13 protein-coding genes are annotated in these 17690 nt (G+C 63.6%); 11 read left to right on the top strand and 2 right to left on the bottom strand.

Going from position 1 to position 17690, the window contains the following annotated elements; all coding sequences use genetic code 11:
• Positions 1 to 68 precede the first annotated feature (68 nt).
• The 6 genes from H3L91_RS06315 (at position 69) to H3L91_RS06290 (ending at position 7326) form a co-directional block, all read left to right on the top strand.
• Positions 69 to 1559 carry a YifB family Mg chelatase-like AAA ATPase gene (locus H3L91_RS06315; protein ID WP_007342791.1) on the top strand — a complete coding sequence of 497 codons (1491 nt, stop codon included), beginning with the start codon at positions 69 to 71 and terminating at the stop codon, positions 1557 to 1559.
• A 112-nt stretch (positions 1560 to 1671) separates the two neighbouring features.
• Positions 1672 to 2499, top strand: coding sequence for an SPOR domain-containing protein (locus tag H3L91_RS06310; protein WP_007342790.1), 828 nt, complete (start codon positions 1672 to 1674; stop codon positions 2497 to 2499).
• 20 nt (positions 2500 to 2519) lie between these two features.
• Positions 2520 to 3215 carry a thiol:disulfide interchange protein DsbA/DsbL gene (locus tag H3L91_RS06305; RefSeq protein ID WP_007342789.1) on the top strand — a complete coding sequence of 232 codons (696 nt, stop codon included), beginning with the start codon at positions 2520 to 2522 and terminating at the stop codon, positions 3213 to 3215.
• A 310-nt stretch (positions 3216 to 3525) separates the two neighbouring features.
• Complete coding sequence (locus H3L91_RS06300; protein ID WP_007342787.1) at positions 3526 to 3726, top strand: hypothetical protein; 201 nt, start codon at positions 3526 to 3528, stop codon at positions 3724 to 3726.
• A gap of 22 nt (positions 3727 to 3748) precedes the next feature.
• Positions 3749 to 4228 (top strand): DUF4124 domain-containing protein, encoded by a 480-nt coding sequence (locus H3L91_RS06295; RefSeq protein WP_007342786.1) that lies wholly within the window; start codon positions 3749 to 3751, stop codon positions 4226 to 4228.
• Positions 4229 to 4614: 386 nt separating this feature from the next.
• Positions 4615 to 7326 carry an FG-GAP-like repeat-containing protein gene (locus H3L91_RS06290; protein ID WP_007342784.1) on the top strand — a complete coding sequence of 904 codons (2712 nt, stop codon included), beginning with the start codon at positions 4615 to 4617 and terminating at the stop codon, positions 7324 to 7326.
• A gap of 462 nt (positions 7327 to 7788) precedes the next feature.
• On the opposite strand, the gene rph is transcribed toward H3L91_RS06290, so the two are convergent.
• Entirely contained in the window at positions 7789 to 8514 is a 726-nt protein-coding gene (gene rph / locus H3L91_RS06285; RefSeq protein ID WP_007342783.1) for a ribonuclease PH, read from the bottom strand.
• A gap of 99 nt (positions 8515 to 8613) precedes the next feature.
• Here rph and H3L91_RS06280 point away from each other — a divergent pair, with 99 nt between their 5' ends.
• From H3L91_RS06280 to H3L91_RS12480, 5 genes are all read left to right on the top strand, one after another.
• On the top strand, positions 8614 to 9486 hold the full coding sequence (locus H3L91_RS06280; protein ID WP_007342782.1) for a YicC/YloC family endoribonuclease: 873 nt from the start codon (positions 8614 to 8616) through the stop codon (positions 9484 to 9486).
• A 121-nt stretch (positions 9487 to 9607) separates the two neighbouring features.
• Positions 9608 to 11002, top strand: a complete 1395-nt coding sequence (gene trkA, locus H3L91_RS06275; protein WP_007342781.1) for a Trk system potassium transporter TrkA — start codon at positions 9608 to 9610, stop codon at positions 11000 to 11002.
• Positions 11003 to 11323: 321 nt separating this feature from the next.
• The gene (locus H3L91_RS06270) at positions 11324 to 12781 is read left to right on the top strand and encodes a TrkH family potassium uptake protein (RefSeq protein ID WP_007342779.1); all 1458 of its coding nucleotides are present in this window, start codon (positions 11324 to 11326) and stop codon (positions 12779 to 12781) included.
• 261 nt (positions 12782 to 13042) lie between these two features.
• On the top strand, positions 13043 to 14155 hold the full coding sequence (locus H3L91_RS06265) for an ABC transporter permease (protein ID WP_040659507.1): 1113 nt from the start codon (positions 13043 to 13045) through the stop codon (positions 14153 to 14155).
• Between the two features lie 15 nt (positions 14156 to 14170).
• Positions 14171 to 15547: a hypothetical protein gene (locus tag H3L91_RS12480; protein WP_040658881.1), complete on the top strand. Its 1377-nt coding sequence runs from the start codon at positions 14171 to 14173 to the stop codon at positions 15545 to 15547.
• Between the two features lie 427 nt (positions 15548 to 15974).
• Here H3L91_RS12480 and H3L91_RS06255 read toward each other — a convergent pair whose 3' ends face one another.
• Positions 15975 to 17459, bottom strand: a complete 1485-nt coding sequence (locus tag H3L91_RS06255) for an efflux transporter outer membrane subunit (RefSeq protein WP_007342776.1) — start codon at positions 17457 to 17459, stop codon at positions 15975 to 15977.
• Positions 17460 to 17690: the final 231 nt, after the last annotated feature.

Genomic DNA, 17690 nt, shown 5'->3' with positions numbered 1-17690 from the left:
GCCAAAAACGCCGGACGGACTTTGAGGCCGTCTGAAAACACATTGATATATTGATACAAGGACAACCCATGACCTTCGCCGTCGTCCACAGCCGCGCCCTCGCCGGCGCAAACGCCCCGCCCGTGGAAGTGGAAACCCATCTGGCCAACGGCCTGCCGCAGTTCAACATCGTCGGCCTGCCCGACACCGAAGTGAAGGAAAGCCGCGACCGCGTGCGCGCTGCCATCATCCAGAGCGGCTTCGAGTTTCCCGCAAAAAAAATCACCGTCAACCTCGCCCCCGCCGACCTGCCCAAAGAATCCGGCCGCTTCGACCTGCCCGTCGCCCTCGGCATCCTCGCCGCCTCCGGCCAAATCAGCCCCGAACAACTGCCGCAATACGAATTTGCCGGCGAACTCGCCCTCTCCGGCCTGCTGCGGCCGATACGCGGCGGGCTGGCGATGGCCTGGCAGGCCAAACAGGCGCGCCGCGCCTTCGTCATGCCGTCCGAAAACGCCGCCCAGGCCGCCGTGATGCACGGCGTGGAGGCCTACGGCGCGGACAGCCTCGCCACCGTTGCCGCCCACCTCAACGGCACCGTCCCCCTGCCCCGTGCCCAAGCGCAGATCAGGCCGTCTGAAAACCAAAACCTGCCCGACCTCAAAGACGTCAAAGGCCAGCACACCGCCCGCCTCGCCCTCGAAATCGCCGCCGCCGGCGGCCACAGCCTCCTGATGATGGGCCCGCCCGGCACCGGCAAATCCATGCTCGCCCAACGCCTGCCCTCCATCCTGCCGCCGCTCACCGACGACGAACTGATCGAAGTGTGGACGGTGCAGTCGCTGCTGCCGCACCACACCCAGAATTTCAGCCGCAGCCGCCCCTGCAAAAGCCCCCACCACTCCGCCAGCGCGGTCGCCCTCGTCGGCGGCGGCTCCGACCCCCGCCCCGGCGAAATCTCCCTCGCCCACAAAGGCGTGCTCTTTCTCGACGAATTGCCCGAGTTCGACCGCAAAGTGCTCGAAGCCCTGCGCGAACCCCTCGAAAGCGGCGAAATCCACATCTCCCGCGCCGCCCGCCAGGCCGTGTTCCCCGCCGACTTCCAACTCGTCGCCGCCATGAACCCCTGCCCCTGCGGCTACCACGGCCACCCGTCCAAACCCTGCCGCTGCACGCCCGACGCGATACAGCGTTACCGCAGCAAAATCTCAGGCCCGCTTATCGACCGCATCGACCTCGTCATCGAAGTGCCCGCCCTCCCCGCTGCCGACCTCGTGCAGGCCGCGGCGGGCGAACCCAGCGCGGCCGTGCTCGAACGCGTCCTTGCCGCCCGCGAACGCCAAAACGCGCGGCAGGGCAAGCTCAACCGCGCCCTCAGCCCCACCGAGCTGGACACCGCCGCCGGCATATCCGCCGAAGCCAGGGAAACCCTCGGCGGCATACTGGAAAAACTCTCCCTCTCCGCCCGCAGCTTCCACCGCATCATGCGCACCGCCCGCACCATCGCCGACCTTTCCGGCGACGACACAGTAAACCGCAGCCACATCCTGCGCGCCGCCGCCCTGCGCCGCGCCCTGTAAACCACAGCGGCAAACAAGCGCAACAGGCCGTCTGAATTTTGCTAGAATACGCCGCCCGCCTGTTCCCACACTTTTTCAGACGGCCGAAACACATCGAAAAAAGGTAGTTTTTATGAAAACAGCAAAAGCCCACGGCAAAGGACTCACCGGCTTCATCGTCGGCCTCCTTCTGGCCACCGTCATCATCGGCGGCCTCGTGTACACCCTCGAAAGCAGCCGCAAACGCGACTTCAAAGCCCCCATCGAAGAAAAAGAACTCACCCCGCCCGAAATCCTCTCCCCCAAAAAACCCGAACCCGCGCCCGAGCCCAAAAAGCCCGCCTCCGCGCCCGAAGCCGAACCCGTCCCGCCCGAAAGCGGCAAACCGGCACAAAAAAACACCCCCGAACAAACCGCCTCCCAACCCGAAAGCGGCCAAGAAGGCAAAGAAGGCAAAGAGTCCGACAGCGGCAAAGAGCCGGAAACCATCCCCGGCGTGCCCGACCTGCTGCCCGATAGCGGCAAACCCGACACCAAAACCAAACCCCACGCCGAACGCCCCCGCCGCGACAAAGCCAAACCCGGCCCCGAGCAAATCCTCAACGGCAAAATCGGCCGCGACCAAAAACGCGCCGACCGCGAAGCCGACCGCCGCAAAGCCGAAGCCGCCCTCAGCGGACAGGCCGGCAATGAAAACGGCGCACGCAGCGAACGCAGCGGAAGAAACAGCGGCGGCGGCGTTATCGTCCAGGCCGGCTCCTACGGCAGCCGCGACAAAGCCGAATCCCAACGCGCCCGCCTCGCCGCCGCCGGCGTAGACACCCGCGTCGTCGAAGCCCAAATACAGGGCAAAACCATGTACCGCGTGCAAACCGCCCCCGCCTCCGCCGAAGCCGCCGCGCAAACCCGCCGCGAACTGCAAAGCAAAGGCATAGACAGCTTCGCCCGCCCCGCACAATAACCCCAACCACAGGAAACACCATGAAACTGAAACACACCCTCCTCGCCGCCGCCCTCACCCTCGGCCTCGCCTCCGCCCAGGCCGCCCTCGTCGAAGGCCAGGACTACACCGTGCTCGACAAACCCCTCGCCCAGCAGCAGAACGGCAAAATCGAAGTCGCCGAATTCTTCGGCTACTTCTGCATCCACTGCTACCACCTCGAACCTGAAATGGAAAAACACAGCAGAAAATGGGCGTCCGACACCTACCTGCGCCCCATCCACGTCGTCTGGCAGCCCGAACACATGCAGCTCGCCCGCATCGCCGCCGCCGTCAACAGCAGCAACCTGCGCCACCAGGCCAACATGCCCGTGTTCAACGCCATCTTCGAGCAGCGCATCAACCTCGCCGACCCCGCCGCCTTCAAACAATGGGCAGGCGCGCAAAGCAGCTTCGACGGCAAAAAACTGCTCGCCGCCTACGAATCCTTCGGCAACGAAGCCCAAGCCAAACAAATGGCCGACCTCACCGAACAAATGCAGATTGAAAACACCCCCACCATCATCGTCGGCGGCAAATACAAAATGAAATTCACCGGCGGCGACTGGAACGCCTCCATGAACAAAGTGGACGAAATGATCGCCAAAGTGCGCCAGGAACGCGGCATGAAAGAACCCGCCCCCCAAGCCCCCGCCCGCAGCAAAGGCGTAGCCGCCGCCCGCGCCGCCAACAAATAAACGCAGGCCGCAGCCTGTTGCAAAGGCCGTCTGAAAACCTGTTTTACGGGTTTTCAGACGGCCTTTTTTGCAGTGGGAAACACTTGCCCAGATAATGCAAAGGCGGTTTTTAAAGTAGGGTGTGTCGCCCCAAGGCGACGCACGCGGTTTTCGGGTTTGCGACGGATGTTTGGATGTTTTTGGGGAATAAAAAGGCCGTCTGAAAACCTGTTTTACGGGTTTTCAGACGGCCTTTCCCCTGCCCCGCCCGCGGATTCCCGTTATATAATCGCGTCATGAACAAACGGCAGCCCGCCGGAAAGGAAAAGGCATGACCACGGAAAAAGCCTACTATGCGGCCGTTATCCTCACCGCCGCCGTCTCCGTCCTGCTCTCGCCCTTCTTCCTCGTCCGCCGCAGCCGCAGCGGCCTGAAAGCCGCCCCGCCCTCCAAACGGCAGTGGCGGATCGCTTTTGCCATCAACTTTGCCGTTGCCGCCGTCCTCCTGCTGGCCTGGTATCTCTGGTTTTAACCCCCGAAAAGAAAGGAAACCCATGAAAACGAAATACGCCGCCGCCCTGCTGCTGGCCGCCGCCTTGCCCGCCTGCGCCGCCTCCGTTTACACCTGCACCGACAGCAAAGGGCGCACCACCTACACCTCCACCCCTGCGCCGGGTGCCAACTGCGCGAAAAGCGATTTAGGCCGTCCGGCCATATATTCGTCGCTGCCCCCTTCTCCCGGCAGCTATCAATCAGCGCAAACATATGAAAAACAGCTGTCAGAGCAGCCTTCTGTTGCCACCTTAGGCGCAAGCCAACAATCAACAGCCAGTCAAGAACAAATTGCCGCTGCACGTCGTCGCTTGAGTGATGCAAAAAAAGCATTGGAAGAAGGAAAGAAAATCCGTTATGGCAATGAGAGAAACTATGCCAAATATCAGGCGCGAATTGCCGATTTGGAAAATGCCGTCAAACAAGCAGAAGCGGATTTGGCGAAGCTTTTAGGAAGCGGCAGCGGCATATCTGCCCGTTAACACGAACCGAGTCCAAACAAAGGCCGTCTGAAAGCGCGTTTTGCGTTTTTCAGACGGCCTCTGCCGTTAAGGCAGGGTGTGTGGCGCAGCCGCGCACGCGGTTTAGGCTTGGGAAACACGTGGATTGCTTGCGCGACACAGACCGCGTGCGTCGCGGGGCGACACACCCTACGCCAGCCCCATTCTGCCATTATTCCCGCGCCTGCCCAATCTGGGTTGCCGCCGTTTCCTTAATCTGCCTGTTCATATCCTTAAAACACAATCTTGAAGTTTCCAATAAGGTTTAGCAGCCCAGAGGCCGTCTGAAAACGCGTTTTGGCTTTTCAGACGGCCTCTGCCTTGCCGTTTGCCCTATAATCCGCCCCTTTTTCAGACGGCCTCTTCCCATGATTCCCTTAGACCGCGTTCCCGCGAAAAACGACCCGCGCCTGCCCGTTTTGCTGCTGCAATTCACCTTTGTGTTCTGCGGCATCACCTTTTGGGGCTTCAACCGCAGCCCCGCGCAGGTCGGCCTGATTTTGGCCGTGTGCGTCGCGCTCGACTGCACGCTGCACTATCTGTTGCGCAAGAAAACGCTGCTTGTCCCCGTCAGCGGGCTGATTACCGGGCTGGGGCTGTCGGTGCTCACCAATTTTTCCCACGGACTGTGGCTCGCGCTGGTGCCGCCGTTTTTCGCCACCGCCTCGAAATACGTCTTTACCGTAAACGGCCGCCACATCTACAACCCCGGCCTGTTCGGCGTGATTGCCGCGCTGGTGTTGAGCGACGGCATGATCACCCCCGCGCCGGCCTACCAGTGGGGCGGCGCGGGCGTTACCGCCTTTTTCATCGCCACCGCCGCGCTGATGCTGTTCGCGCTCAACATCCGCCGCAGCGTGTTAATCGTGTCCTTCCTCGCGTTTTACGCCATGCAGCTCGGCCTGCGCGCCTGGCTGCTGCGCCACCACATCCCGCCGCAAACCCTGTTTATGGGCGCGTTTTCCTCGCCCGCCTTCTACCTCTTCACCTTCTTTATGATCACCGACCCGCCCACCTCGGCCGAGTCGCGCAAAGGGCAGGTGTTCATGGCCTTTTTCATCGTGTTCGTTGATTTGCTGCTGCACAAATTCCAGAGCTTCTCCACCCTGTTTTACTCGGCCTTCGCCTACATGACCCTGCGCGGCCTGTGGCTGCTGTGGCAAAACCGCGCCCGCTACCGCCACCCCGCCGCCATCCTGCGACAAGAGGCCAAAGCCCTGCTGCTCACCGGCCTCATCGGCCTCACCGGCTGGGGCGCATACCGCGCCACCCACGCCTTCGCCGCCGACGAAGCGCGTTTCCGTTTCGTCGAAATCTCCGCCGCGCACAGCGGCATAGGCGGCGCGCAGGGCGATATTTGGCAGCGCACCGACCCGCGCATGCACCACATCGCCAAATGGCTGCTCTCCGTCGGCGACGCCGCCGCCGTGGCCGATGCGGACAACGACGGCCTGCCCGACATCTTCCTCACCCAGCCCTTGAAATCCGAGCAGGACCGCGCCCAACTATTTTTAAACAAAGGAAATTTCCGCTTCGATCGTTTCGACATCCCCGCCCTTGCGCCGCACCGCACCCGCCCCGAGCAACACGGCCTCATCGCCTCGGCCACCTGGTTCGACATGGACAACGACGGCGACCAAGACCTGCTTCTGGGCACTGGCTTCGGCAAAGGCCGCCTGCTGCGCAACGAACTCAAAGAAACAGGCCGTCTGAATTTCAGCAAAATCGGACAGCAAAGCGGCCTCGACAACTACCAAATCAGCGTCGCCACCAACGTCCTCGACTTCAATGGCGACGGAAAACTCGACATCTTCGTCGGCAACGTCATGCAAACCCACCTTCCCGGCTACGGCCACAGCGTCCCCTACAACATCTTCAAACTCCCCGAGCCCGAATACCCGGGCGACCGGCGCATGTTCGACGTGATGCACCGAAGCTGGCACAACGCCAACAATGCCGACGAAAACCTGCTCTTCCGCAACCTCGGCGGCGGCCGCTTCGCGCGTGTCCCCCAAGCCCAAACCGGCTTTGAAGGCAAACGCTGGACCATGGCCGCCGCCACCGGCGATCTCAACGCCGACGGCTACCCCGACCTCTACATCGCCAACGACTTCGGCCCGGACGAACTCTATTTCAACCAACAGGGCAAAGGCTTCCTGCCCGTCAAAGGCAGCTTCGCCGGCGCGATCGGCCGCGACACCTACAAAGGCATGAACGCCACCTTCGGCGATCTCGACGACAACGGCCGCCCCGACATCCACGTCTCCAACGTCCACGAAAAACTGCAAGCCGAAGGCAGCCTGCTGTGGATGAATTACAGCCGCCCCGGCCAGACCGACGCCGCCGCCTTCACCGACGAAGCCGCCCGCCGCAACGCCCTCAACGAACGCCGATTCGGCTGGGGCGCAGCCTTCGGCGACCTCGACCGCGACGGCCGCCTCGACATCGTGCAGGCCAACGGCATGGCCGACGATGCCTACGACAAAAAAGAAGCCGTCTGCCCCGACTACTGGTACTGGAACGCCCAAATTGCCCTCACCAACCCCGACGTGCACGGCTACGCCGACCGCTGGGCCGACGTGCGCGGCCGCTGCGTCTTCGGCAGCGAAGCCAACCGCATTTATATGAATAAAGGCAGCTATTTTGTCGACGTGGCCGAACAGGCCGGCTGGACGAAAAAAGGCACCTCGCGCGGCATGATCCTCGCCGACTTCGACAACGACGGCGACCTCGACAGCCTCGTAACCCACATGACCGCCGCCCCCTCCCTCTACCGCAACGACAGCCAGGCCACCAACTGGATCGGGCTGCAACTCGAAGGCAACGGCACCGGCTGCAACCGCGACGCCCAAGGCAGCCGCGCCACCCTCGCCGCCGCCGACAGCCCCACCGCCGCCCCGCAGCACCGCGAGGTATACGCCAACAACGGCCTCGCCGCCCAAAACGACCGCCGCCTCCTCTTCGGTCTCGGCGGCAAACCCGCCCGCAGCGTGCACATCGCCGTCCAATGGTGCGGCCGCGGCCCGGCGCAAAGCTACACCCTGCAAACCGGCCGCTACCACCGCATCCGCCAGCAATAGGCGTTGCGCAAACGGCAAGAGGCCGTCTGAAAGCGCAGCTTCGGCGCAGCCAAAAACCTGTTTTACGGTTTCAGACGGCCTCTTGCTTAAACGGCACAAACCGCGTGCGTCGCCTCGGGGCGACACACCCTACGACGGGTTCGGCATGGCGCGATAACGCTTCCAGTAGGTCGGATACTCGTATCCGACATCCGATATGGAAAAACGTCGGATTCAAGAATCCGAGCTACAACTGCGTAGGGTGTGTGGCGCAGCCACGCACGCGGTTTGCGGTTTGCAACATCCGTCTCCACGGCCAAAGAACGAAAGGCCGTCTGAAAGCCGCGTAACACGACTTTCAGACGGTCTCTCGCTTAAACGGCAAAAGCCGCGTGCGTTGCCTCGGGGCGACGCACACTGCAACGGTTCGGCGCAGCCTCATCAGGTTTTCAGACGGCCTCTTGCTACCCGCCCTGCCTTGGCTTACGCCGCCAGTGCCCGTTTCTGTTCGGCCATGAGTTCGCCGATGCCTTTTTGCGCCAGGCGCAGCAGTGCGGCGAGTTCGGCGGGGGAGAAGGGCGCGCCTTCGGCGGTGCCCTGGATTTCGATGATGCCGCCTGCGCCGTTCATCACGATGTTCACGTCGCTGTCGCAGCCGGAGTCTTCGGGGTAGTCCAAATCCAACAGCGGCACGCCGCCGACGATGCCGGCGGAGACGGCGGCGATTTGCGACACCAGCGGGTTTTCGGCGATGAGGCCGTCTGAAAGAAGTTTGCGCACGGCCAGGGCGAGGGCGACGTATGCGCCGGTGATGGAGGCGGTGCGGGTGCCGCCGTCGGCTTGGATGACGTCGCAGTCGATGAGGATTTGCCGCTCGCCCAGTTTTTGCAGGTCGGCGGCGGCGCGCAGGGAGCGGCCGATGAGGCGTTGGATTTCCTGGGTGCGGCCGCTTTGTTTGCCGGCGGCGGCTTCGCGGCGGCTGCGGGTGGCGGTGGCGGCGGGGAGCATGCCGTATTCGGCAGTGATCCAGCCTTGGCCCTGTCCGCGCAGGAAGGGCGGCACGTTTTCATCTATCGAAGCGGTGCAGATGACGCGGGTGTTGCCGCATTCGATGAGGGCGGAGCCGTCGGCGTGGGGCAGGAAATGCGGGGTGATGCGCACGGGGCGCAGTGCGTCGGCGGCGCGTTCGGTACGGGCGGGGGCGGTCATGGCGGCTCTTTCTGTTAAAAAATGCAAATTATAGCACGGGCAAATGTGCTATATTGCCGCCTGCTTTCACTCGTGAATTTTTAAACAACGGAGTAAAACATGAGCATCCGCAGTATGACCGGTTTTGCCAACGCCGCAGGCGAATGCGGCGGCAAACGCATCAATCTCGACATTCGGGCGGTGAACCACCGCTATTTGGACGTGCAGTTCAAAATGCCCGACGAGCTGCGCCATTTGGAGGCCGCGCTGCGCGAACGGGTGGCCGAAACGGCGCAGCGCGGCAAAATCGAGTGCCGCATCCAAATCCAGAAGGCGGTGGCAACGGGGGCGGCTTTGTCGCTCAACCGCGAGCTGGCCGCCGCGCTGGCGGATTTGAACGACGAGTTGCGCGGGCAGTGGGGCGGCTTGGGCAAGCTGACGGTGGCCGACATTCTGAATTTCCCCGGCGTGCTCGCGGCGCAGGACGAAGACGGCGAAACGCTGGCTCTGGCGGTGAAATCGCTGCTGGACGACGCGTTGGGCGAGTTTGCCGCCGCACGCGCGCGCGAGGGGGAAAAGCTGCGCGAGCATATTTTGCAGCGGCTGGACGCGATGGAGCAGACTGTGGCCGCTTTGGAGGCGCGTTTCCCGCAGCTTATCCAAGTTCATTTGGACAAAACCCGCGCGCGGCTGGCCGAGGCGGTGGCCAATATCGACGACGACCGGCTGAAACAGGAATTCGTCCTCTTTATGCAGAAGGCGGATGTGGACGAAGAGTTCAGCCGTCTGAAAACCCATATCGGCGAAGTGCGCCGCGTGGTGTCCGGCGCGAAAGGCAGCGTGGGCAAGCGGCTGGATTTTCTGATGCAGGAACTCAACCGCGAAGCCAACACGCTGGGCAGCAAGGCCGTGGCCGCCGAATCCACGCAGGCTTCGGTGGAGCTCAAAGTGCTGATCGAGCAGATGCGCGAGCAGGTTCAGAACATCGAATAAGGTTTTTCAGACAAGGTTTTGGCTGCGCCGAAGCTGCGCTTTCAGACGGTCTCTGAGGCTTTTGAGGCCGTCTGAAAAGCCGTTGCAACAAAGCAAAACCGTTTTCCCCATTTGAAACAACGTGAAAATCATCATCCTCGGCAGCGGCCAGGTCGGCTCCACCGTAGCGCAGAACCTCGCCGCACTGCCCAACAACGACGTAACCGTCATCGACACCGACGAAAACGCCCTGCGCCGCACCGGCACGCAGCTTGACGTGCAGACCATCACCGGCAACGGCGCGTCGCCCGCCGTGCTCGCCGCCGCCGGCGCGGGCGACTGCGACCTGCTGCTCGCCCTCACCCGCCACGACGACACCAACCTCGCCGCCTGCCGCATCGCCGCCGACCTGTTCAACATTCCCGGCCGCATCGCCCGCGTGCGCCAGTCCGACTACCTCGAATCAAACGGCCAGAGCGACAACCGCGTGCTCGACGCCTTCGCCGTAACCGACTCCATCCACCCCGAACAGCTCGTAACCGAACGCATCACCGCCCTGTTGAGCTACTCCTGCGCCTTGCAGGTGCTGCGCTTTGCCGGCGACAAAGCCCGCATGGCCGTGGTACAGGCGCACAGCGGCGGCCTTCTGGTCGGCCGTCCCATCGCCTCGGTGAACGGCCACCTGCCCGAAGGCGTGGACTGCCAAATCTGCGCCATCTACCGCAACAACCGCCTCATCGTCCCCACCGCCGACACTGTAATCATCGAAGGCGACGAAGTGTTTTTCCTCGCCGACAGCCGCCACGTCAAAACCGTGATGCGCGAGTTGCGCCCGCTGGAAAACCGCACCCGCCGCGTCATGATTGCCGGCGGCGGCAACGTCGGCTACCGCCTGGCCAAGCAGGTGGAAAGCCTCTACGACATCAAAATCATCGAACACAACCCCCAGCGCGCCGAATGGCTGGCCGAACACCTCGACACCAGCCTCGTCTTGCAGGGCTCGGCCACCGACGAAAACCTGCTCGCCCACGAATACATCGACGAAATCGACGTGTTCCTCGCCCTCACCAACGACGACGAAAACAACATCATGGCCAGCCTGCTGGCCAAAGACCTCGGCGCGAAACGCATCATCACCATCATCAACCGCACCCGCTACGTCGATTTGCTCGAAGGCAACCAGATCGACATCGTCGTCTCCCCGCACATGATGACCATCGGCAACATCCTCACCCACATCCGCCAGGGTGACGTGGCCGCCGTGCACCCCCTGCGGCGCGGCCACGCCGAAGCCGTGGAAGTCGTCGTGCACGGCACCAAAGACACCTCCGCCCTCGTCGGACGCCGCGTCTCCGACATCAAATGGCCCTCCGGCGCGCACATCGCCGGCCTCGTGCGCGGCGACGAAGTCATCATGGGGCACAACGACGGCGTGAAAATGCAGGACGGCGACCACCTCATCTTCTTCGTCTCCCGCCGCCGCGTCGTGCGCGAGTTGGAAAAACTGATACAGGTGAAGGTCGGCTTCTTCGGCTGAGGCCGTCTGAAAAACCAATGACGGCAGACTGGCAGGGTATCTTGAAGCTGCGCTTTTCAGACGGCCTCTACCCCGCAGGTAGGGTGTGTGGCGCAGCCACGCACGCGGTTTCGGATTGTCGGGAAGGCGCAGATGCGTTGAACGGCAGGGAACGCGTGCGTCGCCTCGGGGCGACACACCCTACCCACGCCCTGCGCACCACACCCGTTTTCAGACGGCCTCCAAGCCGCAAAGAGGCCGTCTGAACGCACAGCCTCAACGAAGCAAAAACACCAAACACCGCCACCGGCGCACACCCAAACCCGAACGGCAACCAAGCCCATGTATTACAAAATCGCCCCCATCCTCCACGCCCTCTCCAAGCTCGCCGCGCTGTATGCCGTGCTGATGCTGGTGCCCACCGCCGTGTCCTATCTGTTTCACGATTCTACCTTCCACGCCTTCGCCGGCACCTCGCTGGTTACCCTCGCCGGCTCGGTGGCCGTGTGGGCGGCCACGCGCCACCGCCGCCGCGAGTTGCGCGCGCGCGACGGCTTCACCCTCGTCTTCCTGCTCTGGCTCGGCTTCGCCGCCATCTCCGCCCTGCCTTTTTACTTCTACTTCCCCAACGCCGGCTACACCGACGCCTTCTTTGAAGCCATGAGCGGCCTCACCACCACCGGCGCAACCGTCATATCCAGCCTCGACACCCTCGCCCCCTCGCTCAATTTCTGGCGACACATGATGAACTGGTTCGGCGGCATGGGCATCATCGTGCTGGCCGTCGCCATCCTGCCCATGCTCGGCGTGGGCGGCATCCAACTGTTCAAAGCCGAAATCCCCGGCATCGACAAAGACAGCAAAATGGCGCCGCGCATCTCGCAAACCGCCAAACGCCTGTGGCTGGTGTACCTCGGCTTCACCCTCTTAACCTGCGCCGCCCTCAAATGGGCGGGCATGGGCTGGTTCGACGCCGTGTGCCACGCCATGTCCACCTTCTCGCTGGGCGGCTTCTCCACCCACGACGCCAGCATCGCCTTCTACAAATCACCCGTCATCGAAGCCGTCATCGCCGCCGCCACCCTGTTTGGCGCGTTCAACTTCGCCAACCACTTCGCCATGGCGCGGGAAAAATCGCTGCGCCCCTACTGGCGCGACGAAGAAGCCCGCGTCATGCTCATCGTGCTTTTCGCCAGCATCGCCGCCGCCGCCCTCTACCTCTGGCAGCAGGGCTACTACCCCCTGCCCGACGCGCTGCGCTACGCCGGTTTCAACTTCATTTCCATCGGCCTGGCCAACGGCTTTGCCAACGCCGACTTCGCCCGCTGGCCGCTTCTGGTAACACTGTGGATGTTTTTCCTCTCCAACGTGCTGGCCAACACCGGCTCGATGGGCGGCGGCATCAAAATGGCGCGCGCCCTCGTGCTGGCCAAATTCAGCCTGCGCGAAGTGTCGCTGCTGCTGCACCCCAACGCCGTGCGCACCGTGAAACTGAACAAACGCTCCGTGTCCGAGCGCACCGCGATGGCGGTGATGGCCTTTATCTTTGTATACTTCATGACCGTCGTCATCTTCACCCTCGGCCTGATGGCCGGCGGCATGGATTTCGTAACCGCCCTCTCCGCCACCGTCGCCTGCATCACCAACGCCGGCCCCGGCCTCGGCAGCGTCGGCCCGGGCGACAACTACGCCGCCCTCACCGACCTGCAAAAATGGATGTGCTGCGCCGTGATGCTGCTGGGACGCTTGGAGATTTTCACCGTCTTCATCCTCTTCACGCCCGACTACTGGAAGAAATAGGCCGTCTGAAAGCGCAGCTTCAACGAAGTTAAAACCCAAACGGGAGTCGGGCAGACAAGTAGGGTGTGTGGCGCAAGCCACGCACGCGTTCTTTGCCGCAAAACCGAAATTCAGACGGCCTCTGCCGCCAAGGTAAGGTGTGTGGCGCAGCCACGCACGCGGTCTGTACCCGCCCGCAAAGCCAAAGGCCGTCTGAAACCCAAAACCGGCCGCAAACGCGCCCCCCGCAACACCAAAGGCCGTCTGAAAAAAGGAAACCCGATGCGCACTCTGAAAAATATCCTCACCCTGATGCTCAAAGAATTCCGCAGCGTGCTCACCGACCCCGTGCTGATGGTGCTCATCGTCTACATTTTCACCGCCACCATCGCCCAAATGGCGCAGGTCAGCTCCGACGTGAAAAACGCCTCCGTCGGCATCATCGACCAAGACCGCTCCGAGCTCTCCATGCGCATCCGCGACGCTGTCCGCCCGCCCTATTTCAAACCCCCGCAGGATGTGAAGCGCGAAGAGGCCGACGAAATGATGGACAAGGGCGAAACCATCTTCATCCTCGAAATCCCGCCCGGCTTCCAGCGCGACGTGGCGGCCGGACGCAAACCCAAAGTCCAGCTCCTCATCGACGCCACCTCCATGACCCAGGCCGGCGTCGGCGCGTCCTACCTATCGCAGATTTTCAGCCGCGAAATCAACAGCTTTGCCAACATCACCCTGCCCGAAGCCGTCAACCCCGTCATCAACACCAAATTCAACCCCAACGGCGAAAGCTCCTGGTTCATGCCCACCTCGCAAATCGGCACCATGGCCTTCATGCTCCTCATGCTCTTGGCCGGCGCGGCCGTCATCCGCGAACGCGAGCGCGGCACCATCGAACACCTGCTGGTCATGCCCGTTACCGCCTTCGAACTGATGATGGGCAAAATCCTCGCCAACGGCACCGTCATCCTCGTTGCCGCCGTCGCCTCGCTCTGGTTCGTCGTCCACCTCGGCATCGGCGTGCCGCTGGCCGGCTCCGTCGGCCTCTACGCCGCCGGCCTCGCCCTCTTCCTCTTCTCCGTCGCCGCCCTGGGCATCATGATCGCCACCTTCGCCCCCACCATGGGGCAGTTCGGCATGCTGATGCTGCCCATCTACATCGTCATGAACCTCTTTGCCGGCGGCTCCTCCCCGCGCGACAACATGCCCCGCGCCGCTCAAATCGTCAGCGAATACTGGCCGCTCACCCAGTTTATGAAATTCTCGCAAAACATCCTCTTTCGCGGAGCGGGGCTGGAAACCGTGTGGCCGCAGATGCTCGTCATGACCCTCATCGGCGCGGCGTTTTTGGGACTCGCCCTGCTGCGCTTCCGCAAAATGCTCGAACAACAAGGCTGAATACTGTTCCCCGCCATGAAAAAACTTCTCTTCACCCTCGTCCTCCTCATCCTCGCCGCCTACGCCCTGCTGTATGCCGTGCCGCAACACCTCATGCAGCGCGAAACCGCCGCCGCCGCCCCCACCCTCGCCCTGCTCACCCCCGCCCCCGAGCCGCAACCCCCGGTGAAAAACGGCATCGACGCCCTCTGGCTGCTCCCCTACCGCACCGAAAACGACGCCGAACGCGCCCGCATCATGCGCGAACACGGCGCGGCCGTCATGCGCGGCGAAACCCCGCGCGAGCTGGCCGACATCCTCCTGCCCCAACCGCAAAACGACGAACTCACCTGCGGCCGCAACGGCATCGAATGCCTCGCCGCCGTCCGCGCCAAGCCCCAAGCCTACCGTGCCGCCACCGAAAAATACGCCGCCCTCGCCGCCAACGTCGCACAACTCGCCGCCTACGACACCTTCGCCCAACGCGGCTGGCCCAACGACACCGACAACCTCGCCGAACTGCGCCTGCCCGCATTCCAACACCTGCTGCACGCCCCCGCCGCAGCTGCCGCAACAGAATGGACAAACGGCCAACACACCGCCGCCTTCGCCCGCCTCTGCCGCAGCATCCGCACCGGCCGCGCCCTCCTCAACGGCCGCCCCGGCCTCATCTACCCCATGATCGGCAACGCCATCATCCGCAAAAACACCGAACTGGCCGCCGCCATGCTCGCCGAACAGCCCGAACAGGCCACCCGCCTGCCGCAGGAATGCGACGGCATGTTCGCCCCCCTCACCCCCGCCGAACAAAGCATCTGCCCCGCCATGCGCGACGAATTCCACTCCGCCGCCAACCTCTACCGCACCCTCGCCCGCTCTCCCTACCAAACCGCGCAAAGCCTTACCGCCAACCTCGCCGCCGACAACGGCCAAGCCGACAGCCAATGGCTCGCCGGCATCGTCCCCATCCCCACCATGAACGCCGGACACACCGCCGCCCGCACCGCCTACGCCTACGTCCCCGCCTGCCTCCCCCAAGCCGCCGCGCAGCTTGCCCAAGACCAAGCCGTCTCCCTGCCCCCGCCCCCGCCCGACGGCCTCACCGAAAAATGGGCCTGCCTCGCCGACGCCCAAGGCTGCATCATCACCCGCACCGCCCTGCCCGACCACACCGCCTACGCCCGCCGCCTGCAAGACACCGCCATGCAGCAGCGCGCCTTCCAAGCCGCCCTCGAACTCTACCGCCTGCCCAAAACCCAACGCCGCGCCGCCCTCGAAAAAACCCTTGCCGTCCACGCCACCCCCGCCCGCCGCCTGACATGGGACGAAGCAACCCGCACCCTCACCTTCCCCCACTACACCCGAACCGGCAACAACAACACCCCCGCCCCCATCCCCCTGCGGCTCGAATAAACACCGCCCGCCGATAAAGGCCGTCTGAAAAACCGGTTACACGGATTTTTCAGACGGCCTCCCGTTTTTGTCGGGCAGCGGGTAGTTGTAGGTCGGATTTTTGAATCCGACGTTTCCCCGAGTTTTCCCGCATTGAGTGTCGGATACGGGTATCCGACCTACGGCACTTCGACGGCAGAGGCCGTCTGAAAACGCAACGCAGTAGGTCGGGCATTTATGCCCGACAAACACCGGCAAATTTGAAAAATGTCGGGCATAAATGCCCGACCTACGGAAAGCGTTATCGTGCCATGCCGAACCGTTGTAGGGTGTGTCGCCCCGAGGCGACGCACGCGGTTTGTGCCGTTCAAGCAAAAGGCCGTCTGAAAAGCGTATCGTGCTTTTCAGACGGCCTTTCGTTTCTTATCCGCCAAACGGCTGCGCCGCCTTACGCGGGATTCGGTGCGGCTGGTTCGGGCGTTTCTTGTGTCCAGCCACCGCCGAGGGCTTTGTAGAGGCCGACGGCGGCTTGGGCGGCGGCCAGTTGGGCGCGGATGAGGTTTTCGCGGGCGTCTTGGGCGGAAACTTCGGCACGCAGGGCCTGGTCGAGGGTGATTTTGCCGTAGCGGAACAGCCCCTGCGCGTCGGCGGCCTGTTTGGCGGCAGCCTGTTCGGCGGTGCGCAGGAGGGCGGTTTGGCGGGTGGCGGCGGTTTGGGCGTGGTAGGCGGTGTCGGCTTCGCCCAAGGCGGTGAGCAGCACTTGGTCGTAGCTGAGGAGGGCGGTTTGCAGGCGGGCGTCGGCGGCGCGGATGTTGGCTTTGATGCGGCCGTTGGTGAAGATGGGGATTTGGATGTCCAGCGAGAGCATGCTGCCCCAGCCTTTGAGCGCGCTGTCGCCGTCGAGTTCGATGCGGCCGTCCTGCCCCATGAAGCGGAGGGTGAAGCGGGGCAGGAGGTCGGCTTTGGCGGAGGCGAGGCGGGCGGCGTAGGCGCGCACTTGGGCGGCGTTGGCGCGGATGTCGGGGCGGCGTTCGATCATGCCCTGCGGGGTTTGGCCGGATGGGGCGGCGGGGGGGGTGTCCAGCGCGGCGGCGGGGCTGTCGGGCAGGGCGTAGCCTTGTGGCACTTGGCCGGTGAGGACGGCGATGCTGCGCACGTGGGCGGCGCGTTCGGCGGCAATGGTGCTGTGTTTGGCCTGCATGGCGGCGAGGGCGGCACGGGCTTGTTCGAGGTCGTAGGCGGTGGCGTGGCCGGCGGTGAAACGGCCTTGGACGTAGCGCAGCATGTTTTGCAGGGCACTGATGCTGCGCTCGGCGGTTTTCAGACGGCCTTCGGCGGCGCGGGCTTGGAAGTAGTGGTCGGCGATGTCGCCGGCGACGAGCAGTTGTGTGCCGTAGAGTTGTTCCTGCCGGCCGAGGGCGGCGTAGCGGGCGGCGTCGGCGTCGCTGCGTTTTTGGCCGAAGATGTCGGGCTCCCATGAGGCGGTGAAGCCGACGGCGGCGGTTTTGCTGCGGCCGCCGAGGGTGTCGTCGGCGAGGGCGGCGGCCTGCGGCAGGCGGGCGAGGGCGTTGCGTTCGGCTGCGTCGAGGGGGTTGTCGATGTGGCTTTTGCCGACGGAGGCGAGGGCGGACGCGCCGAGGGTGGGGCCGAGGTCGGCGCGGGCGAGGCGGGCTTGTTCGGCAGCTTCGGTGAGGCGGCTGCGGGCGGCGAGGATGTCGCGGTTTTCGCGCAGGCCGCGTTCGATGAGGGCGTTTAACACGGGGTCGTGCCAGTTTTGCCACCATTGGGCGAGGTTTTCGCTGCCGTGCGCGGCTTGGTTTTGCTCGAAGGTTTGCGGGACGGGGACGCTGCCGGAGAGGTTGACGTCGGTGCTGCGGCAGGCGGCGAGGAGGCAGGCGGCGGCGAGTGCGGCGGCAAGGGGGAGGCGGGGCATGGGGTTTTCCTTTTTGGGTTTTAACTTCGTTGAAGCTGCGCTTTCAGACGGCCTTTTGTTTGCTTGTCGGGCAAACGGCTGTAGAAGCTGGGAACGCGTGCGTCGCCTCGGGGCGACACACCCTACCTTAGGTTTAGAGGCCGTCTGAAAAGGCTGTTTTCGTTTTTCAGACGGCCTTTCGTTTTCTTAATCGGGCAAACGGCTGTTGCGGGGAAAACCGTGTGCGTGGCT

The sequence above is a fragment of the Neisseria bacilliformis genome (genome assembly GCF_014055025.1).
In the GTDB taxonomy this organism is placed as follows: Bacteria; Pseudomonadota; Gammaproteobacteria; order Burkholderiales; family Neisseriaceae; genus Neisseria; species Neisseria bacilliformis.
The sequence above is the reverse complement of the archived record's forward strand: the minus strand, read 5'-3'. Positions and strand labels throughout refer to the sequence as shown.